General features: G+C 57.9%; 21 protein-coding genes. 14 read left to right on the top strand and 7 right to left on the bottom strand.

Annotated elements, in window-relative coordinates:
- Nucleotides 1–13: 13 nt before the first annotated feature.
- Nucleotides 14–646 carry a cAMP-activated global transcriptional regulator CRP gene (gene crp, locus JY391_RS02040; protein ID WP_000242758.1) on the bottom strand — a complete coding sequence of 211 codons (633 nt, stop codon included), beginning with the start codon at nt 644–646 and terminating at the stop codon, nt 14–16.
- Between the two features lie 307 nt (nt 647–953).
- Between crp and JY391_RS02045 the strand changes: the two genes are divergently transcribed.
- Nucleotides 954–1,358 (top strand): OsmC family protein, encoded by a 405-nt coding sequence (locus JY391_RS02045; RefSeq protein WP_042286302.1) that lies wholly within the window; start codon nt 954–956, stop codon nt 1,356–1,358.
- A gap of 67 nt (nt 1,359–1,425) precedes the next feature.
- Here the strand turns inward: JY391_RS02045 and JY391_RS02050 are convergent, their stop codons facing one another.
- From JY391_RS02050 to JY391_RS02060, 3 genes are read right to left on the bottom strand one after another with little or no spacing between them, the layout of a single operon-like run.
- On the bottom strand, nt 1,426–2,295 hold the full coding sequence (locus tag JY391_RS02050; RefSeq protein WP_211935160.1) for a phosphoribulokinase: 870 nt from the start codon (nt 2,293–2,295) through the stop codon (nt 1,426–1,428).
- Nucleotides 2,296–2,349: 54 nt separating this feature from the next.
- Nucleotides 2,350–2,568, bottom strand: a complete 219-nt coding sequence (locus tag JY391_RS02055; RefSeq protein ID WP_042286296.1) for a YheU family protein — start codon at nt 2,566–2,568, stop codon at nt 2,350–2,352.
- Nucleotides 2,565–3,587 (bottom strand): hydrolase, encoded by a 1,023-nt coding sequence (locus JY391_RS02060; protein WP_211935161.1) that lies wholly within the window; start codon nt 3,585–3,587, stop codon nt 2,565–2,567. The genes JY391_RS02055 and JY391_RS02060 overlap by 4 nt, the downstream gene beginning before the upstream one ends.
- A gap of 250 nt (nt 3,588–3,837) precedes the next feature.
- On the opposite strand from JY391_RS02060, the gene mdcA reads away from it, so the two are divergent.
- From mdcA to mdcH, 8 genes are all read left to right on the top strand, one after another.
- On the top strand, nt 3,838–5,493 hold the full coding sequence (mdcA, locus tag JY391_RS02065) for a malonate decarboxylase subunit alpha (RefSeq protein WP_211935162.1): 1,656 nt from the start codon (nt 3,838–3,840) through the stop codon (nt 5,491–5,493).
- Entirely contained in the window at nt 5,493–6,350 is an 858-nt protein-coding gene (locus tag JY391_RS02070; RefSeq protein WP_205612543.1) for a triphosphoribosyl-dephospho-CoA synthase, read from the top strand. The genes mdcA and JY391_RS02070 overlap by 1 nt, the downstream gene beginning before the upstream one ends.
- Nucleotides 6,351–6,359: 9 nt before the next feature.
- Nucleotides 6,360–6,659, top strand: a complete 300-nt coding sequence (mdcC, locus tag JY391_RS02075; RefSeq protein WP_042286285.1) for a malonate decarboxylase acyl carrier protein — start codon at nt 6,360–6,362, stop codon at nt 6,657–6,659.
- Nucleotides 6,652–7,485, top strand: a complete 834-nt coding sequence (locus JY391_RS02080) for a biotin-independent malonate decarboxylase subunit beta (RefSeq protein ID WP_211935163.1) — start codon at nt 6,652–6,654, stop codon at nt 7,483–7,485. Before mdcC ends, JY391_RS02080 begins: the two co-directional genes overlap by 8 nt.
- The gene (mdcE, locus tag JY391_RS02085; protein WP_211935767.1) at nt 7,485–8,285 is read left to right on the top strand and encodes a biotin-independent malonate decarboxylase subunit gamma; all 801 of its coding nucleotides are present in this window, start codon (nt 7,485–7,487) and stop codon (nt 8,283–8,285) included. Before JY391_RS02080 ends, mdcE begins: the two co-directional genes overlap by 1 nt.
- Nucleotides 8,286–8,409: 124 nt before the next feature.
- A complete protein-coding gene (locus JY391_RS02090) occupies nt 8,410–9,369 on the top strand; it encodes an AEC family transporter (protein WP_211935164.1) in 960 nt (319 codons plus the stop codon).
- A gap of 2 nt (nt 9,370–9,371) precedes the next feature.
- Entirely contained in the window at nt 9,372–9,989 is a 618-nt protein-coding gene (locus JY391_RS02095) for a malonate decarboxylase holo-ACP synthase (RefSeq protein WP_211935165.1), read from the top strand.
- Complete coding sequence (gene mdcH / locus JY391_RS02100; protein ID WP_211935166.1) at nt 9,989–10,888, top strand: malonate decarboxylase subunit epsilon; 900 nt, start codon at nt 9,989–9,991, stop codon at nt 10,886–10,888. Before JY391_RS02095 ends, mdcH begins: the two co-directional genes overlap by 1 nt.
- Nucleotides 10,889–10,953: 65 nt before the next feature.
- On the opposite strand, the gene JY391_RS02105 is transcribed toward mdcH, so the two are convergent.
- Both JY391_RS02105 and JY391_RS02110 read right to left on the bottom strand, forming a co-directional pair.
- Nucleotides 10,954–11,886, bottom strand: coding sequence for a LysR family transcriptional regulator (locus JY391_RS02105; protein ID WP_211935167.1), 933 nt, complete (start codon nt 11,884–11,886; stop codon nt 10,954–10,956).
- 15 nt (nt 11,887–11,901) lie between these two features.
- Nucleotides 11,902–13,803: an ABC transporter ATP-binding protein gene (locus JY391_RS02110; protein ID WP_211935168.1), complete on the bottom strand. Its 1,902-nt coding sequence runs from the start codon at nt 13,801–13,803 to the stop codon at nt 11,902–11,904.
- A 137-nt stretch (nt 13,804–13,940) separates the two neighbouring features.
- Here JY391_RS02110 and kefG point away from each other — a divergent pair, with 137 nt between their 5' ends.
- The 4 genes from kefG (at nt 13,941) to slyD (ending at nt 17,204) form a co-directional block, all read left to right on the top strand.
- Entirely contained in the window at nt 13,941–14,492 is a 552-nt protein-coding gene (gene kefG / locus JY391_RS02115; protein ID WP_211935768.1) for a glutathione-regulated potassium-efflux system ancillary protein KefG, read from the top strand.
- The gene (gene kefB, locus JY391_RS02120; RefSeq protein WP_042286262.1) at nt 14,492–16,297 is read left to right on the top strand and encodes a glutathione-regulated potassium-efflux system protein KefB; all 1,806 of its coding nucleotides are present in this window, start codon (nt 14,492–14,494) and stop codon (nt 16,295–16,297) included. The genes kefG and kefB overlap by 1 nt, the downstream gene beginning before the upstream one ends.
- 9 nt (nt 16,298–16,306) lie before the next feature.
- Nucleotides 16,307–16,507 carry a YheV family putative zinc ribbon protein gene (locus JY391_RS02125; RefSeq protein ID WP_042286259.1) on the top strand — a complete coding sequence of 67 codons (201 nt, stop codon included), beginning with the start codon at nt 16,307–16,309 and terminating at the stop codon, nt 16,505–16,507.
- A gap of 94 nt (nt 16,508–16,601) precedes the next feature.
- Nucleotides 16,602–17,204: a peptidylprolyl isomerase gene (gene slyD, locus JY391_RS02130; RefSeq protein WP_042286257.1), complete on the top strand. Its 603-nt coding sequence runs from the start codon at nt 16,602–16,604 to the stop codon at nt 17,202–17,204.
- Nucleotides 17,205–17,338: 134 nt separating this feature from the next.
- Here slyD and JY391_RS02135 read toward each other — a convergent pair whose 3' ends face one another.
- A complete protein-coding gene (locus tag JY391_RS02135) occupies nt 17,339–17,557 on the bottom strand; it encodes a protein SlyX (protein ID WP_042286253.1) in 219 nt (72 codons plus the stop codon).
- 222 nt (nt 17,558–17,779) lie between these two features.
- On the opposite strand from JY391_RS02135, the gene fkpA reads away from it, so the two are divergent.
- Nucleotides 17,780–18,604 carry an FKBP-type peptidyl-prolyl cis-trans isomerase gene (fkpA, locus tag JY391_RS02140; protein ID WP_042286250.1) on the top strand — a complete coding sequence of 275 codons (825 nt, stop codon included), beginning with the start codon at nt 17,780–17,782 and terminating at the stop codon, nt 18,602–18,604.
- Nucleotides 18,605–18,610: the final 6 nt, after the last annotated feature.

Here is an 18,610-nt window from a genome sequence, read left to right on the forward strand (position 1 = left end):
ATTTCCGACGGGATTAACGAGTGCCGTAAACGACGATGGTCTTACCGTGCGCGGAGATCAGGTTTTGATCTTCCAGCATCTTCAGGATACGACCAACGGTTTCGCGAGAGCAGCCAACGATCTGGCCAATCTCCTGGCGGGTAATTTTGATCTGCATACCGTCCGGGTGGGTCATTGCATCGGGTTGTTTCGCCAGGTTCAACAGCGTCTGGGCGATACGACCGGTCACGTCAAGGAAGGCCAGGTTACCGACTTTCTCTGATGTGACCTGCAGGCGGCGAGCCATCTGGGAAGAGAGACGCATCAGAATATCCGGGTTCACCTGGATCAACTGGCGGAATTTCTTGTAGGAAATTTCAGCCACTTCACATGCAGTTTTAGCACGTACCCATGCGCTACGTTCCTGGCCTTCTTCAAACAGGCCCAGTTCGCCAATAAAATCACCCTGATTCAGATAAGAAAGGATCATTTCTTTACCTTCCTCATCTTTAATCAACACTGCCACAGAGCCTTTAACGATGTAGTACAACGTTTCTGCTTTTTCACCCTGGTGAATTAGCGTGCTCTTCGACGGGTACTTATGAATGTGGCAATGAGACAAGAACCATTCGAGAGTCGGGTCTGTTTGCGGTTTGCCAAGCACCATGCGCGATTATCCTCTGTTATAAGCTGTCTCCAGAGCCAGAAAACGGCGCTGTCTCTGGGGTTGCAAAAATGTGCTTCCCGCTTCCTGGGAAGAGGCTGTCAATAACGGACAGCAGCCTTTAATGTGAAGTCCTCTGCATACATGCAGTACGTCAATGTATTACTGTAGCATCCTGACTGTTTTAGCATAGCTTTAGCCGTGTGTCTCCTGGTGTCTCGCTTCAGCATGACGCAGGTCGCCTTCCGTTGCGAGAATTGTTATGTACGCGTAATCTGTCAGGAAAATTGACGCACTGGAGTAAAAAAATATGCAAGCGCGTGTGAAATGGGTTGAAGGGTTAACCTTCCTGGGCGAGTCAGCTTCCGGACACCAGATCCTGATGGACGGCAATTCGGGAGATAAAGCGCCCAGCCCGATGGAAATGGTGTTAATGGCCGCGGGCGGCTGTAGCGCTATCGACGTGGTCTCCATTCTGCAAAAAGGACGTCAGGATGTGACCAATTGCGAAGTAAAACTGACCTCCGAGCGTCGTGAAGAAGCGCCGCGCCTGTTTACCCACATCAATCTGCATTTCATCGTGACGGGGCATGATTTAAAAGACGCCGCGGTGGCGCGGGCGGTGGATCTTTCCGCCGAAAAGTATTGTTCCGTGGCGCTGATGCTGGAAAAAGCGGTGAATATTACCCACTCGTATGAAGTCATTGCCGCCTGATAATTTTTACCTGATGGCGCTGCGCTCGACTGCCTTATGGCACAATCGGGCCAGCCGCCATTGAGGCTTATTCGATCTTCTTGCCTTCCATCAGGCGCTGTACCAGCGGCAGCATGATCAGTTCCATCGCCAGGCCCATTTTGCCGCCCGGTACCACCAGCGTATTGATGTGAGAAATAAACGAACCTTGCAGCATCGCCAGCAGCCAGGGGAAATCGATGCCTTCGAGATTGCGGAAATGTATCACCACAAAACTCTCATCAAGCGAGGGAATGCCGCGTGCGGCGAATGGGTTTGAGGTATCCACCGTCGGGACCCGCTGGAAGTTGATGTGGGTACGGGAAAACTGTGGCGTGATGTAGTTGATGTAATCGTCCATTGAGCGCACCACGGAGTCCATCACCGCCTCGCGGGAATGTCCACGCTCGCTGGTGTCACGGATCAGTTTCTGGATCCACTCCAGGTTGACGATGGGCACAACCCCCACCAGCAAATCCACATGGCGCGCCACCTCATGCTGTGGCGTCACCACGCCGCCGTGCAGCCCTTCATAAAACAGGATGTCGGTCGGCTCCGGCAGCGGCTGCCAGGGCGTGAAGGTGCCAGGCACCTGATTCCAGGGTACGGCTTCGTCGTAGGTATGCAGATATTTGCGCGACTGGCCTTTGCCCGTCTGCCCGTATTCAATGAAGGTCTGTTCCAGCAGGCCGAAGTCATTGGCTTCGGGGCCGAAATAGCTGATATGCCGTCCGGCATCGCGCGCCTTGCGGATCGCCATGTCCATTTCCGGGCGGGTATAACGATGAAAACTGTCGCCTTCCACCTCGGCCGCGCGCAGGTTGAGCTGGGCAAAAATTTTACGGAACGCGAGGCTGGTGGTGGTGGTCCCCGCGCCGCTGGATCCTGTTACCGCAATCACCGGATGTTTGGCAGACATAACAACTCCATGAGTAGGTTAGGTTTTTTATTATAGTCGGCCGAGGATACAGGCTTATTCGCGGAACTGTTTACGCGGCATGATGTTGACCGTTTCGTGCAATTCAGACCAGACCAGAACCGCTTCTCCGCACTGCAACTGACGTTTAACGTCGGCGACCTTTTGCTCAAGTGAACGTTCATGTTCACCATAATCGGTGCCTTCGCGCAACACAAAGCTTTCGATTAAGTTGTCCAGCGTCTCGGGAGAGAGCTCCTGCCAGGGGATCATCATCTTGGTACCTCCAGATACATTGTCAGCCAGTCGGGAATACGCGCCTCCAGCCACATCTCAGGGCGACGCAGCGTGCCGCCGATAAACCCAACGTGCCCGCCATGTTCCGTTAGCTGATACTCCACCTGCGGCGGCAAATCGTCGGCTTTGGGGATCACGTGATGATCCATAAACGGATCGTCTTTGGCGTGGATGATCAGCGTCGGGATGGCGATCCGGTTGAGTAACGGCATCGCGCTACACTGACGATAATAGTCGATAGCGTCGGCAAAACCGTGAATTTTGGCGGTGATGAGATCGTCAAACTCGCGAATGCGGCGCAGGGATTTCAACTGCGCAAGATCGACTGGCAGGGAGCCCGGATACGCCGCCAGTTTGCGCGACGCGTTCGCCTTCAGCAAATTGAGCAGATAACGCTGATAAACGCGGGAAAAGCCTTTATCCATATGGTAACTGCACGCTTCCAGCACGAAGGGGGCGGAAACAATCACCGCAGCCTCTATCGGGATGTTTTTCCCTTCTTTTGCCAGCAGGCAGGCCAGCATATTGCCCCCCAGCGAATAGCCCACCGCCGCGGTTGGCGCGTGACCAAATTCGCGACGCAGCCAGTGTAGAAACCAGGCGCCGTCTTCGGTTTCGCCAGAGTGATAAATACGGTTCATGCGGTTTGGCTCGCCGCTGCAGCCGCGAAAATGCATTACCACCCCAAGCCAGCCGCGTTTTTGCGCCGCTTCAATCAGGCCATGGGCATACGGGCTGTTCAGACTGCCTTCCAGACCGTGAAAGACGACCAGACGAGGTTTGTGTTTCGCGGACGCCGGATCTTCACTCCAGGCCAGATCGACAAAGTCACCGTCAGGTAACTCCAGCCGCTGCCAGTGGGGGGCAAAATTCACTTTGCGGCGGATCAGGCGCGGCAGCATGGTCTGCAAATGGCGGTTACGAATACCACGCATTGGGCGAAATTCACGCGAGTTTACGGCGGTGAGTTGAAGGTCTGACGAAGTTATTTGGCTCATAACGGCTGCGATGGTCTCTCATTATCAGCCGTCTACTATACCGCCACTTGCCTGTTGTGTTTATGAAAAATGCGTAGCTCAGGATGGCGTCTGGAATGGAGTAGTTGATCCTCATCACAAATTGTTACTTCAATTATTACTCTCAGGCTAACGATCCCTCTCTACGCTTAATTGATGACTTTCTCACCAGAGCGCACACTCATTAGCGTGTTAAGCAATCAAAATGATTAGCTGAATCAGGAGGTTAATAATGTTATCTGGGCAAACACCCGCACGCGTCTGGAATACCCGCCGCACTGAGAAGCAGCGGCGTCTGGCTTCCGTACCGGTGCAGGGCAAGGTACTGCCTACCGCAGACCTGACCGCGATGCTGGAAAAACTGATCGCGCCGGGTGACCGCGTGGTATTAGAAGGCAATAACCAGAAGCAGGCAGATTTCCTGTCCCGCATGCTGGCTGAAGTGAATCCCGAAAAAGTGCACGACCTGCACATGATCATGCCAAGCGTGGGCCGCAGCGAACATCTGGATATCTTTGAGAAAGGCATCGCCCGCAAGCTGGATTTTTCCTTCTCCGGTACGCAAAGCCTGCGCATTTCGCAGCTGCTGGAAGATGGCCAGCTCGAAATCGGTGCGATTCACACCTACATCGAACTTTACTCCCGCCTGTATGTTGACCTGGCGCCAAACGTGGCGCTGATTGCCGGGTTTAAAGCGGACCGTAAAGGTAACCTCTATACCGGGGCGAGTACCGAAGATACCCCGGCGCTGGTGGAAGCCGCCGCGTTCCATGACGGCATCGTCATCGCACAGGTGAACGAGCTGGTGGACGACGAGTGTGATCTGCCGCGCGTCGATATTCCGGGCTCGTGGATCGATTACGTGGTGGTGGCCGACAAGCCGTTCTTCATTGAGCCGCTCTTCACCCGCGACCCGCGCCTGATTAAACAGGAACACATCCTGATGGCGATGATGGCGATTAAAGGCATCTACGCGGAACATCAGGTGCAGTCCCTCAACCACGGGATTGGCTTTAACACCGCGGCGATTGAGCTGCTGCTGCCAACCTACGGCGAACAGCTCGGCCTGAAGGGCAAAATCTGTAAACACTGGACGCTGAACCCGCATCCGACGCTGATCCCGGCAATCGAAAGCGGCTGGGTGGAGAGCGTACACTGCTTCGGCGGTGAGCTGGGGATGGAAGAGTACATTCGCGCCCGTCCGGACGTGTTCTTTACCGGTGCCGACGGCTCCATGCGGTCTAACCGCGCCTTCTGCCAGCTGGCAGGCCAGTACGCGGTCGATATGTTTATCGGCTCTACGCTGCAGGTTGATGGCTACGCTAACTCCTCAACCGTCACCCGCGGTCGCCTCTCCGGCTTCGGCGGCGCGCCAAACATGGGCCACGATCCGCACGGTCGCCGCCACGCCACGCCGGCCTGGCTGAATATGATCACCGAGCCTGACCCAATGCAGCGCGGTAAAAAACTGGTCGTGCAGATGGTGGAAACCTTCCAGGCGGGCGTTAAACCCACCTTCGTGGAAAAACTCGACGCCGTTGACGTCGCGAAAGCCTCCGGCATGCCGCTGGCGCCGGTCATGATTTACGGCGATGACGTGACCCACGTGCTGACGGAAGAGGGGATTGCTTACCTCTACCGGGCGAAAGATCTGGAAGAGCGTCGCGCCATGGTCGCCGCCGTGGCGGGTATCACCGATATCGGTCTGGGCGTGGATGCCAAACGCGTGGCGGAACTGCGCCAGAGCGGCAAAGTGGTCTATCCGGAAGATATGGGGATTCGCCGCACCGATGCCACCCGCTCTCTGCTGGCGGCGGGCAGCGTGGCCGACCTCGTTGAGTGGTCCGGCGGCCTGTACAACCCACCTGCGAAATTCCGGAGCTGGTAATGAAACTTCTGCCCCGGATCCAGGTTGAAGGCGGTGCCGAATGGCTGGCGCGAACCGCCACGCAGTGTCTGATTGACGAAGCACGTTTAAGCCCGAAACCCGGTCTGGTGGACAGTCGGGGGAACGGCGCGCACCACGATTTATCGCTTGCGCTGATGGAGCGCTCCGCGCACAGCCTGACTCCCACGTTTCAGGCGCTGGCGCAGCAAAGCTGGCAGCGTCCGGCGGATATTGCCCTCAGGCAAACCATAGGGCGACTCGGTCGCGACGGAGAGCGGCAGATGATGGCCGCTACCGACGGCGTGAACACCCACCGTGGCGCGATCTGGGCGCTGGGGCTGCTGGTGAGCGCGGTGGCGATGCTGGGCGGTGATGCCAGCGCGCAGGCCGTCGCGAACACCGCCGCCCGGCTGGCAAAACTCCCGGACGACGCGGCGCCGAAGGTGTTCAGCAAGGGGTTACGCGCCACGCACCGCTACCGCGTGCCCGGCGCGCGTGAAGAGGCGCAGCAGGCGTTTCCGCACATCATGCAGCGCGCGCTACCGCAGCTTCGCCTGAGCCGTCTTAACGGCAGCAGCGAAACAAACGCCAGACTCGACGCGCTGATGGCAATCATGACCTCGCTCACCGATACCTGCGTGCTGTCGCGCGCCGGAATGGAGGGGCTTGACGCCATGCAGAATGGCGCCCGGGCGGTGCTGAACGCCGGAGGATGCGCAACCCTCGCGGGGCAGCAGGCGCTGGCGCAGTTAGACCGCCAGATGCTGACGCTTAACGCCTCACCGGGCGGCGCCGCAGACCTGCTTGCGGCCACGCTGTTTCTCGATCGCGTCGAAACGCCATATTCAAAGCATTAAGAGGATGTTATGGAAAAAATTACATTGACCGTGCCCGCCCGCCGCGAAGTCAGCGGCAGGGCGCTGGCAGGCGTCGTCGGCTCCGGGGATATGGAGGTGCTGTTCACCGCCGAACCGGGCCAGACCTTGACCGTTGATATCACCACCTCCGTCGACAACAGCCGCGGACGCTGGGAGGCGTTGTTCAGCCGCCTGGAAACCGTCAGCAGCCTGCCCGCAGGCAAACTGACCATCCACGACTTCGGCGCGACGCCGGGCGTGGCGCGCATTCGTATTGAACAGGTGTTTGAAGGGGTGAGCCATGCGTGATGACAGCAGCTTTATCGAATTAAAAGCGCGCCAGCGTGCGCAGGCGCTGCTCGACGAGGGCAGCTACCGCGAACTGCTGGATCCGTTTGAAGGCATTATCTCTCCTTGGCTTGGGCCACAGGGCATTGTGCCGCAGGCCGATGACGGCATGGTGGTCGCGAAAGGGACCATCAACGGCCAGCCAGCGGTAGTCGTGGCGATTGAAGGGACCTTCCAGGGCGGCAGCATGGGCGAAGTCTCCGGCGCCAAAATGGCGGCGGCGCTGGAGCTGGCGGCGGAAGATAACCGCAACGGCATTCCGACGCAGGCGGTACTGTGCCTCGAAACCGGCGGCGTACGCCTGCAGGAAGCGAACCTTGGCCTGGCGGCGATTGCCGATATCCACGCCGCGATCGTTGACCTGCGTCGTTATACCCCGGTCGTCGGGATCGTGGCCGGAACCGTGGGCTGCTTCGGCGGGATGTCTATCGCCGCGGCGCTGTGCAGCTACCTGATTGTGACCCGCGAAGCGCGTCTCGGCCTCAACGGCCCGCAGGTTATCGAGCAGGAAGCAGGCGTTGAAGAGTACGACTCGCGCGACCGTCCGTTTATCTGGAGCATGACCGGCGGCGAAGTACGCTATGAAAGCGGGCTGGTGGATGCGCTGGTAGGCGACGGCGTGAACGCGGTGAAAGCCGCGATGAACGAGGCCATCGCGAAAGGCGTACCGGCGAAACATCGCACCGATAACTATGACGATTACCTGAACCGTCTGACGAATTTCGACACCCGCAAACAGGCCGATGCCGAACAGATTAACGCGCTTTTTGCCCGGGAGGTGAAATGATGAGTAACGCAATAAGCCGTGGCGAACGCTGGCTGGAAACGCTCGCCCCGAACGCCAAACGTATCGAGGGGCTGTGCCCGTCCGTGCAGGCGGCAGACGGTGAGTTGAACGGTGATACGGTGCGTTTTGTCGCCGTGGTGCCGGATGCCAACAACCACTTCCCGCGCGCGGCGAAAGGGGAAGTCGGTCTGCTGGAAGGCTGGACGCTGGCAAAAGTGGTCAGCGAAACCGTCGCGGCGGATGCTGATAAAGCCGTGAAGCGCCCGATAGTGGCGGTAATCGACGTCCCAAGCCAGGCCTATGGCCGTCGCGAAGAGGCGTTTGGTATCCACCAGGCGCTGGCGGGAGCCGCTGCCGCCTACGCCAACGCGCGTCTGGCGGGTCATCCGGTGATTGGTCTTATCGTCGGTAAGGCAATGTCAGGCGCGTTTCTGGCGCACGGCTACCAGGCTAACCGTCTGATTGCCTTTAACGATAAAGGCGTACTGATCCACGCGATGGGCAAAGAGTCTGCGGCGCGCATTACGCTGCGTACCGTTGACGCGCTGGAAAAACTGGCGGCAACCATTCCGCCCATGGCGTATGACATCAGCAACTACGCCACGCTGGGGCTGCTTTCCGACCTGCTGGACATCAGCAACCCGGATGCCCCATCCGATAACGATCTGACGCAGGTGAAAACCACCCTGCAACAGGCCATCAGTGACGCGCGTCAGGACACCTCGCTGAAAAGCCGTCTGGGTGCTGACAACCGCCGCAGCTCGGCGCTCGTACGCGAACGTATGCGAGCCAGCTGGTAAGTAATTAAGACCTGCCGAATGTTCGGCTCCGTGGGCGCACGCGCTGCGCCCGCGCGGGCCGCTACATCCGAAAAATAATAATCATCGCGTCCGTGCTAACTTTTTTCTTCATTACAGGTGATTTATGACTTACGTGATTGTTCATGCTCTTGCACCGATATTTATCATCATGTTGCTGGGGTTCTGGGCCGGGAAGGCCAAAATGGTTGATAACAAGAATGTTTCCCTGCTCAACATCTTCGTCATGGATTTCGCATTACCTGCGGCGCTGTTCAGCGCGACGGTACAGACGCCCTGGGCGGGTATCGTGGCGCAGTCGCCACTGATTGTGGTACTGACGCTGGCGATGTGGATCACCTACGCGGCGATCTATTTCCTTGCTACCGGCGTATTCAAAAAATCGCCGCAGGATGCGGCCGTGTTGACGCTCACCGTCGCCCTGCCAAACTATGCGGCGCTTGGCCTGCCGATTCTGGGCAGCGTGCTGGGCGAAAGTTCTTCCACCTCACTGTCCGTGGCGGTCTCTATCGCCTGTGGTTCCGTGCTGATGACCCCGTTCTGCCTGCTGATTCTGGAGCGTGAAAAAGCGCGCGCCGAGGGCAATAACTCCGGCTCAACGCTCTCCATGCTGCCGGTGCTGATGTGGCGCTCCATTAAAAAACCGATCGTGATGGGCCCGCTGCTGGGTGTGATCCTGTCCGCTATCGGCATCAAAATGCCGGAACTGGTGCTGGCGGCGATTAAACCGCTGGGGCTGTCCGCGACCGCTGCGGCGCTGTTCCTGACCGGCGTGATCCTCTCTGCCCGTAAGCTCCAGATCAACACCATCGTGATCACCTCCACCGTCGCCAAGCTGCTGATCCAGCCGGCGATTGCCTGGGGTATCGTTTTAATCTTCGGTCTGCACGGCTCCGTGGCGATCACCGCTATCCTGATGATTGCGCTGTCCGCGGGCTTCTTCGGCGTGGTGTTCGGTAACCGCTTTGGCGTGCAGTCGCCGGATGCAGAAGCCGTGCTGCTGTTAAGCTCCGTACTGTGTATCCTGTCGCTGCCGCTGTTTATCTCGCTGACGTCAGGAATGTAATTATGACCACAACATTACGCCCCCACGACCTTATCTGGCTTACCTCGCGCGACGCGCTGGAAGGTATTACCGAATCCTGGGCTGAATCAGCCTGGCATACCGGCCTGCCGGTGGTGGTACGGCGTGATGTGGATAACGAAGGCCGTATTCCCGTTGGCGTGCGCGGACTGCGCCGCGACCAGCGGGCAGCCGGATGGGTGCAGCCTGAGAATGTGCTACGCGTGGTGTCGCCTGAAGAGCTGTGCGCCACCGCCGAACTGCTGCGTTCGCCGTTTGTCACCCAGCCGCCGGTACAGGTGGCGCTTCAGCTTGCTCAGCAGTCGTGGCCGTGGACGTGGGGCATCACCGGCAGCACCGGCTACGCGCTGGCGACCGGTATTCCGGTGATCCATGCCGACAGCGATCTCGACCTGCTGATCCGCGCTCCGCACGCCGTTGCCCCTGACGCATTTGCTGGCTGGCAGCTTCAGCTCAGCCGCGCGCTATGCCGGGCGGATACGCAGGTGGATACGCCGGAAGGCGGATTCGCGCTGGCGGAGTGGCTACGCGACGGTAAAACGCTGCTGAAAACCCGCCGTGGGCCACGCCTGGTGGCAGATCCATGGCGCAGGGAGGAGTGATGAAAATACTGTTTACCTTTCCGGGTCAGGGCACGCAGCATGAAGGTATGTTGCAAAACCTGCCGGGAACGGAGCTGGAACAGGCACGTCAGGTGCTGGGGAAGGAAGTCGATACGCTGGACAGCGCAGCCTCGTTAACCCACACCCGCGCGGTGCAGCTTTCGTTGTTAATTGCCGGCGTGTCCTGGGCGCGCGAGCTGGAGCGACGCGGCGTGTCGCCTGACATCGTTAGCGGTTTATCGATTGGCGCTTATCCCGCGGCGGTGGCGGCGGGCGCGCTGGAATTTACGGACGCGCTGACGCTGGTGGCGCTGCGCGGCGACCTGATGGAACAGGCCTGGCCGCACGGCTACGGCCTGACGGCAATCATGGGCTTAACCCTGCCGCAGGTGGAACAGCTTATCGCGGGTAGCGGAACGTACATTGCTAACCTGAATGCCGAAACGCAGATTGTCATTGCCGGATCCGATGAAGGGATGGCGCAGGTGGCAAAACGCGCTCTGGAAAAAGGCGCGAGCAAAGCAAAGCGGCTGGCCGTGAGCGTGCCGTCGCACTGCGAGCTGCTGGCGGAACCGGCGCAGAAGCTGGCGGCGGCGTTTAACTCGGTCACACTTGCACGCCCGCGCTGCGCGTATCTGAGCGGCAGCACCGGGCGCGTGCTCTGGCAGCCGGAAAGAATTGCCGACGATCTGGCGATGAACATGGCGCGCACCGTGCGCTGGCGGGAAGCGGTCATTGCCGCGAACGAACGCGAGGCGCGGTTAGCCATTGAGATGCCGCCCGGCGGCGTGCTGACCTGCCTGACGCGTCAGGCGGCGTGGGAAGGGGAGTCGATTTCGCTGGAGCGCAGCGGCGTGGACGTGGCGGTGCATCTGGCGCGGCGGGTACAGTTGTTGTGATTGTTGCCTGCTGGCGCGATGCTTCTCCTGCTTACAGGATGTATTGGCCTCAGGCTAACTGGCAATCAAACGCCAGCCTGCAGACTGCGCGCGTACATTCGTCCTTCAGCGGCGAGCGCCAGCAGATTCGGGTCGCGCTCGCGGTTGCGGGCGAAGACAATCGCGATAAGCTGCTGCATCTGGTAGGGTTGCGCCAGCTTCAGTAGCTGTACGGAATTCTCATACATCTTCTTCATGCGTCCCGGCATCAGGGTAAAGCCGACACCCGCCTGCACCAGACTGAGCATCGAGAAAATGTCATTCACGCGGGTCACGATCTCCGGTTCAAATCCGGCGATATGAAAGGCTTCCTGAAAGCCGGCATAGGTGGCGAAGCCTTCCGCCAGAGAAACAAACTTCTGTTCCCGGTAATCGCGCAGATCGGCAGGCGAGGAGCTGTCCAGTGTGGCCGTTGACGGTGCGGCGAGATAGATGTCGTCATGAAACAGCGGCAGCACTTCCAGACTATTGCGATCGATTTCACTTTCCGAAATAGAAATCAGGATCGCATCCAGCGTACCTTCTTCCAGCATCGCAAGCAGCGCTTCGTTCGACCCCATCGTCAGATCCAGTTCGAGGTCGGGACGCCGTAGCTTCATGCCCATGATCAGATGCGGAACGGTCTCCAGGGTCAGCGAGTAAAGTGTGCCGACGCGTAAGCGCCCCTGGCCGACACCCGCCGTTTTACGCGCTTCCTCCAGCCCTCGCGCCATAAGCTGAGTGACTTCCTGACAATATTCCAGCAGTGTCCAGGCCGCCGGTTGCGGGATCAGGTTGCGACCTTTATGCACAAACAGCGGACAACGGACATTTTCTTCCAGCGTATGTAACGCGCGATGCACGCTCACCCCACTGATATCCAGCGCTTCCGCCGTGCGGGCAATATTCCCTTTCTCCATAAACGTCATGAAGATGCTGAGCTTGCGGAAAGTAATATCGTTGGTGATGAGCGGCGTCATGGTGGTTTCCTGTGGTTAGTCGGCCAGCATTTGCTCAAGCTGCTCTTGCGCGTCCAGCCAGGCTATTTCGCATGCTTCCAGCCCGGCTTTGGCGCTGGCCTGTTGTTGCAGGCACTCGGTCAGTTCTGCTTTACGGCTCTGGTCGTACAGTTCACTGTCGCCCAGCTTTTCTTCCGCCTGCGCTAACTGCGCGTTCAGTTTTTCCATCTCTTTTTCCAGACGGGCGATCTCTTTGCGCAGCGGCTGGGTCTGCGTACGCAGCTCGGCTTCACGACGCTTCTGATCTTTACGCGCTTGCGCACTGTTCGCGTTCTCTTTGGGCGCTTCAGCAGGCTGGTTTTCCTGTTTCTGCACCTCGCTCAGCCACTGCTGATAATCTTCCAGGTCGCCGTCAAACGGTTCGACTTTACGGTCGTGGACCAGGTAGAGATCGTCGGTGGTGGAACGCAACAGGTGACGGTCGTGCGACACGACGACCAGCGCGCCTTCGAATTCGATCAATGCTTCGGTCAACGCCTGACGCATGTCGAGATCGAGATGGTTGGTCGGTTCATCAAGCAGCAACAGGTTCGGGCGCTGCCAGACAATCAATGCCAACACCAGACGGGCTTTTTCGCCGCCGGAGAAACGCCGCGTCTCTTCCGTGACCTTATCGCCCTGGAAGCCAAAGCCGCCGAGATAGTCGCGCAGTTTCTGCTCCAGTTCCTGCGGCGCCAGGCGCGACAGGTGTTGCAGCGGTGACTCGTCAGCGCGCAGGTACTCCAGCTGATGCTGGGCGAAATAGCCAAGCTTAATGCCTTTCGCCAGGCCGATTTCGCCACTGACCGGCGCGAGCTCGCCCGCCAGCAACTTGATAAGCGTAGACTTCCCGGCGCCGTTGCGGCCAAGCAGGCCAATGCGCGAGCCAGGCACCAGATTCAGCTTAATGGAGTCGAGTATGATGCGCTCGCCGTAACCCGCGCTCACTTTTTCCATTTTCAGCAATGGGTTTGGCAGGCTTTCCGGCGCGCGGAAGCTAAAGTGGAAGGGGTTATCCACGTGCGCAGGGGCGATCAGCTCCATGCGCTCCAACATTTTGATTCGGCTTTGCGCCTGCTTGGCTTTGGTCGCCTTGGCGCGGAAGCGGTCAATATAGCTTTGCAGATGCGCCACGCGCTCCTGCTGGCTTTCGTACATCGCTTGCTGCTGGGCCAGACGGGTGGCGCGCTGGATTTCAAACGCGCTGTAATTGCCGGTGTACTCGAACAGGTTTTGCTGTTCGATGTGGATAATTTTGTCCACTACCGGGTCGAGAAAATCCCGGTCATGGGAGATCAGAATCAGAGTGCCCTGATAGCCTTTCAGCCATTTTTCCAGCCAGATAACCGCATCAAGATCGAGGTGGTTAGTCGGTTCGTCGAGCAGCAGCAGATCGGAGCGGCAGATCAGCGCCTGCGCCAGGTTGAGGCGCATACGCCAGCCGCCCGAGAAGTCGCTGACCGGACGTTCAAGCTGTTCGTTGCTGAACCCCAGCCCATGCAGCAGACTGGCGGCGCGTGAGCGGACGGTCCACGCGTCAATGGCGTCCAGCTTGCCGTGTACGGTGGCGATAGCGTGTCCGTCGTTACGTTCGTTAGCGTCGTGCAACTGGGCTTCCAGTTGACGGTATTCGCGGTCGCCGTCAATAACGTACTCCAGCGCTGGCTGGGCGAGGGCGGGGGTTTCCTGATTCACCCACGCCAGCTGCCAGTTGCCAGGATAGCTAAAACTTCCGGCGTCGGCGCTGATTTCATTTTTCAGCAACGCCAGCAGGGTAGATTTCCCGCAGCCGTTCTTGCCCACCAGGCCGACCTTCTGGCCCGGATTGATAGTGGCAGCGGCATTGTCCAGCAAGACGCGCACGCCGCGACGAATTTGTAACGAGGAGAAAACAATCATAAGGCGCCGTATGTTCTGACTATGTTAATTTATCATTATGATAATGTAGTGTGCTGGCATTCTGCCGCACTGGGGCGCAATGGTAGCCCAAAACAACAACGCGACACAAAAACAGAAATAAAACCGGGAGGGGGATGATGTCTCAGCCAGCAAAGGTGTTGCTGCTGTATGCCCATCCGGAATCTCAGGACTCGGTGGCGAACCGGGTGCTGCTTAAGCCGGCTATGCAGCTCAGTAACGTAACGGTGCACGATCTCTACGCGCACTATCCTGATTTTTTTATTGATATTCCGCATGAGCAGGCTCTTTTGCGTGAGCATGATGTGATTGTGTTTCAGCATCCGCTGTATACCTATAGTTGCCCGGCGCTGTTGAAAGAGTGGCTGGATCGGGTGTTAAGCCGCGGCTTTGCCAGCGGTCCGGGGGGGAACCAGCTCGCGGGAAAGTACTGGCGCAGCGTGATTACCACTGGCGAACCGGAGAGCGCCTATCGCTATGACGCTCTGAATCGTTACCCGATGAGCGACGTCCTGCGGCCCTTTGAGCTGACGGCGGGTATGTGCCGGATGCACTGGATGAGTCCGATCATTATTTACTGGGCCAGGCGGCAGAGCGCGCAAGCGCTGGAAAGCCATGCGAAAGCATATGGCGACTGGCTTACCCAGCCTGTTCCCGTGGGAGGCCGCTGATGGAAGGTTCCGATTTATTGCTGGCGGGCGTGCTGTTCCTCTTCGCGGCGGTGGCGGCGGTGCCGCTGGCTTCACGGCTCGGCATCGGCGCGGTATTAGGGTATCTGCTTGCGGGTATCGCCATTGGCCCATGGGGTCTGGGATTCATTAGCGACGTTGACGAGATTCTGCATTTCTCTGAGCTTGGCGTCGTATTCCTGATGTTCATTATCGGGCTGGAGCTGAACCCGGCGAAACTCTGGCAGCTTCGGCGATCGATTTTTGGCGTCGGGGCGGCGCAGGTGTTGCTCAGCGCGGCGCTGCTCGCCGGGCTATTGATGTTGACGGATTTTTCGTGGCAAGCCGCGGTGGTTGGCGGTATCGGTCTGGCAATGTCCTCGACCGCGATGGCGCTACAACTGATGCGCGAGAAGGGGATGAATCGCAGCGAGTCGGGGCAACTTGGCTTCTCGGTGTTGTTGTTTCAGGACCTGGCGGTGATCCCGGCGCTGGCGCTGGTGCCGTTGCTCGCCGGTTCCGCCGACGAGCATTTCGACTGGATGAAGATTGGCATGAAAGTGCTTGCTTTCGCCGGGATGTTGATTGGCGGGCGCTACTTATTGCGCCCGGTGTTCCGCTTCATCGCCGCGTCCGGCGTACGCGAAGTGTTTACCGCCGCGACGCTGCTGCTGGTGCTGGGTTCTGCCTTATTTATGGACGCGCTGGGGTTGTCGATGGCGCTGGGCACGTTTATTGCGGGCGTGCTGCTGGCGGAAAGCGAATATCGCCATGAGCTGGAAACGGCCATTGATCCGTTCAAGGGACTGTTGCTCGGCCTGTTTTTTATCTCGGTTGGCATGTCGCTCAACCTGGGCGTGCTGTACACCCATCTGCCGTGGGTTGTGGCAAGCGTGGTGGTGCTGGTGGCGGTAAAAACGTTGGTGCTCTATGGGTTGGCGCGGCTCTACGGTCTTCGCAGCTCGGAAAGAATGCAGTTTGCCGGCGTCCTGAGCCAGGGGGGAGAATTCGCCTTCGTGCTGTTTTCTACAGCCTCGTCGCAGCGGCTTTTTCAGGGCGATCAAATGGCGCTATTGCTGGTTACCGTCACGCTGTCGATGATGACCACGCCCATGCTAATGAAACTTATCGACAAATGGCTCTCGCGTCAGTTTAACGGCCCGGATGAAGAGGACGAAAAACCGTGGGTGGATGACGATAAGCCGCAAGTGATTGTGGTCGGGTTTGGCCGTTTCGGCCAGGTGATTGGACGTTTGCTGATGGCGAATAAAATGCGTATTACCGTTCTGGAACGGGATATCAGCGCCGTAAACCTGATGCGAAAATATGGCTACAAGGTCTATTACGGCGATGCGACGCAGGTGGATCTTCTGCGCTCTGCGGGCGCGGAGGCGGCAGAATCCATCGTTATCACCTGCAACGATCCGGAAGATACGATGAAGCTGGTGGAGATCTGTCAGCAACACTTCCCGCATTTGCATATTCTTGCGCGAGCGCGCGGACGTGTGGAAGCACATGAGTTATTACAGGCAGGGGTAACGCAGTTTTCCCGTGAAACGTTTTCCAGCGCGCTGGAACTCGGGCGTAAAACGCTGGTGTCGCTGGGCATGCACCCTCACCAGGCGCAGCGGGCGCAGTTGCATTTCCGACGGCTGGATATGCGAATGCTGCGGGAGCTTATTCCGATGCATGCCGATACCCTACAAATTTCGCGCGCCAGAGAAGCCAGGCGCGAGCTGGAGGAGATTTTTCAGCGCGAGATGCAGCAGGAACGACGTCAGTTGGACGGCTGGGATGAATTTGAATAGAGGTTCAGTATGACAATCCGTAAACGTTTTATTGCCGGGGCGAAATGCCCGTCCTGCCAGGCGCAGGACACGTTGGCCATGTGGCGCGAGAATAATATCGATATTGTTGAGTGTGTTAAGTGCGGTCACCAAATGCGGGAAGCGGATAAAGATGCGCGCGATCATGTGCGCAAAGAGGAGCAAGTGATCGGGATCTTTCATCCGGACTAGCGATATGCCCCGAGTTTTTTTAAGCTAAAGGGTACACGGGTGCAGATTTCCGCTACAATCTGCGCCAGCAATTTTCCCACGCTCAGGAGATATCATGAAAGTAGCAAAAGACCTGGTGGTCAGCCTGGCCTATCAGGTACGTACAGAAGACGGTGTGTTGGTTGATGAGTCTCCGGTGAGTGCGCCGCTGGACTACCTGCACGGTCACGGTTCTCTGATCTCTGGTCTGGAAACCGCCCTGGAAGGTCACGAAGTTGGCGACAAATTCGATGTAGCTGTTGGCGCGAACGACGCCTACGGTCAGTATGACGAAAACCTGGTACAGCGCGTACCTAAAGACGTCTTCATGGGCGTTGACGAGCTGCAGGTGGGCATGCGCTTCCTGGCGGAAACCGACCAGGGTCCGGTTCCGGTAGAAATTACCGAAGTGGAAGACGACCACGTTGTGGTTGACGGTAACCACATGCTGGCGGGTCAGAACCTGAAATTCAACGTTGAAGTGGTAGCGATCCGCGAAGCGACGGAAGAAGAACTGGCTCATGGTCACGTTCATGGCGCACACGGTCACGACCACGATCATGACCACGGTCACGACGGCTGCTGCGGCGGTCACGGCCATGACCACGGTCACGAGCACGGTGGCGAAGGCTGCTGCGGTGGCGGCGGTAAAGGTCACGGCGGCTGCGGTTGCCACTAATCCCGTCGTCTTTCAAGCCACGCAGGGTCGGCTGGATCTTGCTGTGACGAGAAATTCATAGGGTATTTAGCGCGCTGTACATGAACGGAGCGCAAAAAAAGCGGGTATAGAATATAACCCGCTTTTTTTACGTCTCAATAATGAGGCGGTGGCGTTTCTTCCGCCTGGGAGGCGATATTGGACGGCTGGCTGGCCTTCAGTTTCTCGGTCAGCAGACGCAGATGATCGCGCAATTTGGCCATTTCCATTTCGTGGGCGGTGACCGTCACGTTGAGCTCTTCAATGGTGATTTCCTGAAAAGCCAGGCGACTTTCCAGTTCGGCCAGACGAGTTTCCAGCGTGGTATCCTGCATGATTCACCTCATTGATTATCCCGGGTTGCGGCGGATTCTACTGAATTCTGTCGTTGAGCGCAGCCCTGATTGCGCCGCGCCGAAACTAATTTAAACAAAAAGAGTCTGAAAAGAAGTGAGAATAAGGCATGTCCTTATGTTGATTTGTTTAACAACGCTTTATAGTACGCTTCTTAAATGAAGCTAACCTCGGGGTGAGATGCCCCGGCCCTGGAGATATGGATGAAATCATTGTTTAAAGCCACGCTGCTGGCAACCACGATGGCCGTTGCGCTGCATGCCCCGATGACCTTCGCTGCTGAAGCGGCAAAACCGGCTGCGGCTGCTGACAGCAAAGCGGCGTTTAAAAATGACGATCAGAAATCAGCGTATGCGCTGGGCGCTTCGCTGGGTCGTTATATGGAAAACTCCCTGAAAGAACAGGAAAAACTGGGCATTAAACTGGATAAAGAGCAACTGATCGCGGGCGTCCAGGACGCGTTTGCCGATAAGAGCAAGCTGACTGACCAGGAAATCGAACAAACGCTGCAGGCGTTTGAAGCCCGCGTGAAGTCTTCCGCTCAGGCGAAGATGGAAAAAGACGCGACTGAAAACGAAGCCAAGGGCAAAGAGTATCGTAACAAGTTTGCGAAAGAGAAAGGCGTGAAAACGTCCTCTACCGGCTTGCTTTATAAAGTCGAGAAAGCGGGTACCGGCGAAGCGCCGAAAGACAGCGACACCGTCGTTGTTAACTACAAAGGCACGCTGATCGACGGTAAAGAGTTCGACAACTCCTACACCCGTGGCGAGCCGCTCTCCTTCCGTCTGGATGGCGTGATCCCAGGCTGGACCGAAGGCCTGAAAAACATCAAGAAAGGCGGTAAGATCAAGCTGGTCATTCCACCGGAGCTGGCATACGGCAAAACTGGCGTCCCGGGTATTCCGGCTAACTCCACGCTGGTATTCGACGTAGAGCTGCTGGATATCAAACCAGCGCCGAAGGCGGATGCGAAGCCAGAAGCCGCAGCAGAAGCTGACGCAAAAGCCGCAGATGCTGCTAAAAAATAAAAACTG

This window comes from Citrobacter sedlakii, from assembly GCF_018128425.1.
GTDB classification, from domain to species: domain Bacteria; phylum Pseudomonadota; class Gammaproteobacteria; order Enterobacterales; family Enterobacteriaceae; genus Citrobacter_A; species Citrobacter_A sedlakii.